Below are 3,260 nucleotides of genomic sequence, written 5' to 3' on the forward strand. Positions count from 1 at the left end.
TCCCACCACCGGACAGCGGCTGCCATCGCTTCCAGCAGCACCAATCCAAGGGTTTCGGTGCTCGATGGGAACACGAAGGCATCGCCGCTGGCGTAGGCGCTGGCCAGTTCCTCGCCGGCCAGGTAGCCCACGAAAGTCACCGGCAGGCCGGCGAAGGTCTCCTCCAGGCGGGCACGATGCGGTCCATCTCCCACCAGGGCCAGGCGCGCATCAGGGATCGCCTCGAGCACGGGTCGGATCCGCTCGATCTGCTTCTCCGCCGAAAGTCGGCCGATGTAGAGCAGCAGCTTGTCGCTGTCGGTGTGGCTGCCCAGCAGACGTCTGCGCATCGCCAGGCTGCGCAGTTCTGGGCGGAACAGCTCCGTGTCGACGCCTCGCTGCCAGAGGGCGGTGTTCTGGATCCCCTTGGCGCTCAGTTCAGACACCATGGCGGTGGAGGTGCAGAGGTTGAGGCTGGCCTGGTTGTGGGCCGCCTTGAGCAGCTCCCAGAGGAGCGGTTCCAGCATCCCCATCCCGTAGTGCTCGAGATATTTCGGCAGGTGTGTGTGGTAGCTGGCCACGAGCGGGTAGCCCTTGGTCTTGGCCAGCCAGATCCCACCCAGGCCCAGCACGGCCGGGTTCACCACATGCACCAGATCGGGCCGGAAGCGCTCCAGGGCCTCGGCCACGGCAGGTCTTGGCAGGGCCAGCTTGAGTTCCGGATAGAGCGGCAGCGGCATGGCAGGCACCCCGACCACCTCGGCCCCCACGTAGCTCTCGGGTGCCCCCTCGGGGCAGAACACCATCACCGCATCACCCGCGGCCACGAGGTGCGGCAGGGTCTTGGTGAGCCTGGTAACGATGCCGTCGACCTTCGGCAGGAAGGTCTCGGTGAAGAACGCGATCCGCAAGATCAGCGGGCGTTGATCGCCTGAGCCTGGGTCTGGGTCCAGGCCGACTGGCAGGGGATGCGGGAGCGGTCGCAGCGGTCAGCCCAGCGGCGCGCCACATCCACCACCTCGGCCAGCAGGCCGTCATCGAGGGTGGTGGGCTTGAGACCCAGTTCGATGAAGCAGCGGTTGTCGACGATCAGGTCGTTCTCGATGGCTTCCTTGCGGGGATTGGGCAGATAGTTGATCTGGGCGCCTGTAAGAGCGGCCACCTTCTCGGCCAGCTCGCCCACCTGGTGGCTTTCGGTCATCTGGTTGAAGATCTTCACCTTCTCGCCGGGGAGAGGCGGGTGTTCCAGGGCCAGCTGCACGCAGCGCACCGAGTCGCGGATGTGGATGAAGGCGCGGGTCTGACCGCCGGTGCCATGCACGGTGAGCGGGTAGCCGATCGCCGCCTGCATCAGGAAGCGGTTGAGCACGGTGCCGTAGTCGCCGTCGTAGTCGAACCGGTTGGTGAGGCGGGGATCCTTCTCGGTGAGGGCGGTGTTGGTGCCCCACACGATGCCCTGGTGCAGGTCGGTGACGCGGATTCCGTCGTTCTTGTTGTAGTAATAGAAGAGCAGCTGATCCAGCGTCTTGGTCATGTGATAGACGCTGCCTGGGTCTGCTGGGTGCAGGATCTTCTCGGTGAAGCGGCTGCGTCGGGCTGGGGCACCTCGACGGTGAGATAGCCTCGGGAATGGTGGCGCCCCGGTGGGAGCCATAGCCGTAGACCCCCATCGTGCCCAGGTGCACGATGTGGCTGTCGAGGCCGCTTTCCACGAGCGCGGCCAGCAGGTTGTGGGTGCCGTTGACGTTGTTGTCGACCGTGTAGCGCTTCGTGGCGCTGCTCTTCATCGAGTAGGGGGCTGCGCGCTGTTCGGCGAAATGCACCACCGCAGCCGGTCGCTCGCTGCGCAGCAGCTCCAGCAGCCGGTCGTACTCCCGGGCGATGTCGAGATGCACGAAGCGCATCGCCCGGCCGCCCACCTGTTCCCACGCCCGCAGACGGTCGCTGATCGTGGCGATCGGAGTGAGTGACTCAACGCCCAGGTCGATGTCGATCTTGCGGCGACTGAGGTTGTCGACGATGACCACATCGTGACCCGCATCGGCCAGGTTCACGGCGCAGGGCCAGCCGCAGAACCCATCGCCGCCCAGAACGAAGACCTTCATGGCGACCGTCATGGCAAAAAACCCAGACTCCTTGCCGGATGGGCGCGTGCTCTGATCCGCAAGCTACTACAGGCCTTCGGCAGGGCTCTCGGGTGCGGCCGGGCCTCAGCTGATGCCGGCAGCAACCGCGACGAGCACCAGCACCAGCACCGCCCCGCCGATCAGCAGCAGGCGGGTGTTGGCCGTGCTGCCCTCCCCCTTCTCCATCACCACCATGCGGGGTTCGCGGGCGAAGGCGTTGAGTTTGCCGCCGTCTTCCTCGGTGACCTGCATGGAGACCTCTGCACTGGTGGCCACCTTATGGATGGCCGCGCGGTCGTTGCCGGGGCTCGGCACGGAACTTCATGTGCCCCACCCTGGGCTCAGCTGCCCACACGCCCCGTGGTTGGGGAGCTCGGGCTGGCCTGGGGTCGCATCGGCAGCCTGCCGGCCAGCAGGGCGCGGCGACCCGCCTCGCAGGCCTGGGCCATGGCCAGGGCCATGGCGGGAGGGTTGCGGCCAGGGCGATGGCGCTGTTGATCAGCAGGGCGTCGGCGCCCATCTCCATCGCCTGGGCTGCCTCGCTGGGCACACCGATGCCGGCGTCCACCACCACGGGCACGCCGGCGTTCTCGATGATCAGGGCGATGTTGGCGGCATTGCGGATGCCCTGACCCGAGCCGATCGGTGAACCCAGCGGCATCACCGTGGCGCAGCCGCCTCCTCGAGGCGCCTGGCCAGCAGCGGATCGGCATTGATGTAGGGCAGCACGGTGAAGCCCTCCTTCACCAGTTGCTCGGCAGCCGCCAGGGTGCCGATCGGGTCCGGGAGCAGGTGCTTCGAGTCGGGAATCACCTCCAGTTTCACGAAGCTGTTGTCCTCCTGCCCGGCCAGCCTGGCCAGCTCCCGCCCAAGCCGTGCCACCCGCACCGCTTCCTCGGCCGTGGCGCAGCGGCCGTGTTGGGCAGCATCCAGATCCGCGTCCAGTCGATCGCCTCCATCAGCCCCTCGTGGCCGGCGGCCTGGGTCACGTTGGCGGTGTTGTTGTCATCGCTGCTGCCGGTGCCGTTGTCCTGCACGATCTCGGAACCGTTGCCGGTGCCGGTCTGGGTCAGGCTGGCATCGTTGCTGTTGCCGCCCTGGGTGATGGTGGAGGTACCATTGGTGCCGGTCTGCGACACGATCGCGCCGCCATTG

At 67.0% G+C, this 3,260-nt stretch carries 1 protein-coding gene and 3 pseudogenes; all 4 read right to left on the minus strand.

From position 1 onward, the window contains the following. Positions 1-890, minus strand: a pseudogene (locus SYNGFB01_RS09965) (glycosyltransferase family 4 protein); the annotation flags it as partial. Between the two features lie 2 nt (positions 891-892). Then, a pseudogene (locus SYNGFB01_RS09970) lies at positions 893-2,084 on the minus strand (NAD-dependent epimerase/dehydratase family protein). A 105-nt stretch (positions 2,085-2,189) separates the two neighbouring features. Further along, the gene (gene psb34 / locus SYNGFB01_RS09975; RefSeq protein WP_048016972.1) at positions 2,190-2,357 is read right to left on the minus strand and encodes a photosystem II assembly protein Psb34; all 168 of its coding nucleotides are present in this window, start codon (positions 2,355-2,357) and stop codon (positions 2,190-2,192) included. A gap of 89 nt (positions 2,358-2,446) precedes the next feature. After that, positions 2,447-3,091 (minus strand): annotated as a pseudogene (locus tag SYNGFB01_RS09980) (thiazole synthase); the annotation flags it as partial. Positions 3,092-3,260 lie beyond the last annotated feature (169 nt).

It is taken from the genome of Synechococcus sp. GFB01 (genome assembly GCF_001039265.1).
GTDB lineage: Bacteria > Cyanobacteriota > Cyanobacteriia > PCC-6307 > Cyanobiaceae > NIES-981.